We start from the raw sequence: 1,439 nt of genomic DNA, 5'->3' as shown, positions 1-1,439 counted from the left end.
TGGCTGGGCTGATCATCCTCGATGGCGGTTGGATGAAGAGCTGGCCGCTATCTCCCTCCGCCGCGACGGATGGAGAAAGGGCCCATGTCGGCCCTATCGCGTTCGGTAACATTCCTCGGTGAGGCAATAGGAGGGGCCACTTCCGGATGTCGCTTGATACGGCCTGGAGGAGGCCCTGGAAGCCCCAGCGTAAAGAGCCGCGAATTGCGGGTCTTTATGCGAACTCCGAGCGAAGTGTAGCGATCGCCGCATCCACAAGCAGGGTGATGGCCGCGAGATCCTCGCGTCGCGCGATCCGGTGCCGCAAGTCTCCGTTGACAGGCGGCCCCGCAACCGTTCATTCTGGCAGCCCGGCCATGCGATAGCCCTCCACAAAATGCCGCCGCACGTTTTCATCGCGGAAAGGTTGCGAGGCGGACCAATGCCGGATTGTAAAATTCGGATTGCTCATTATGAACATCTGTGCCTCCCGGCGCGCCTCCTCAAGCCGCCCGAGTTGTGCCAGGCTCGCCGCAAGGATGCGGCGCGATGTTGTGCGATAGGTTTCAGGCCTGCGAAGTGTCTGGACCGCAGACCCGTAGTCGCGAAGTGCATATTGGGCTTGCCCCAACATCCAGTAATACCAACCGGGTGGGTGCGGATTGAGCCGGAGCGCCTTGCGTACGTGTTCGAGGGCATCGGCCGGGTGGCCCTTCAGCGTAATCAGATCCGAGCGCATGGCCCATGCGTCTGCATAGTTGGGATCCAGTTTCACAGTAGCATCGAACTCAGCATCCGATTCCGCCCAGCGACATTCATGTCCGAGGATGATGCCCAATACCCAGTGGTTCCCGGCATCGTTAGGATCGAGCGTCACGGCCTGTTGTGCTTCCGCCAACGCTCTTGCCCGATTGGGATCCATCGGCTCGTCCCAGAACTCCCAGCCCAACCAAAGGTTCAGCGCCAACCAGCGGTGCGCCTCGGCATATTCCGGATCAAGTGCGATCGCCGCTTCCAGCAGGAAAATGGCCTCTTTCGCGGCGAGTGCCGTTTGCAAGCCCAATGCCCGCGCACGTACACAGAGGTCATAAGCCTCCAGATTAGCAGGTCTGTTGCGCGCTGGTTGGGTCGTCAAACGGCCGGCTAAGGCTTCGACGATCTTGCCCGTCACCTCGTCCTGGACGGCGAAAATATCCTCCAAGCTGCGGTCGAACCGTTCGGCCCACAGGTGGTCCCCTCCAATTGAGTCGATCAATTGGGCGTTGATGCGAACTCGTCCCGCAGCCCGCCGGGCGCTCCCCTCCAGGAGATAGCGCACACCGAGCTCGCGAGCGATGCGGCGCACGTCCACATGCCTACCTTTGTAAGCAAAGACAGAGTTGCTGGCGATGACAAACAATCCGCTGGTTCTCGATAGGTCCGTGATCAGGTCTTCGGTCAGGCCATCGACAAACGCCTCC

At 60.6% G+C, this 1,439-nt stretch carries 1 pseudogene; it reads right to left on the bottom strand.

The features are described 5' to 3' along the window. Window positions 1-337: 337 nt before the first annotated feature. Window positions 338-1,439: pseudogene (locus E5W70_RS32355) on the bottom strand (adenylate/guanylate cyclase domain-containing protein); the annotation flags it as partial.

The sequence above is a fragment of the Mesorhizobium sp. genome (assembly GCF_005063415.1).
Lineage (GTDB): Bacteria > Pseudomonadota > Alphaproteobacteria > Rhizobiales > Rhizobiaceae > Mesorhizobium.
Note: the sequence above shows the minus strand (reverse complement) of the source record. Positions and strands in the feature narration are given on the sequence as shown.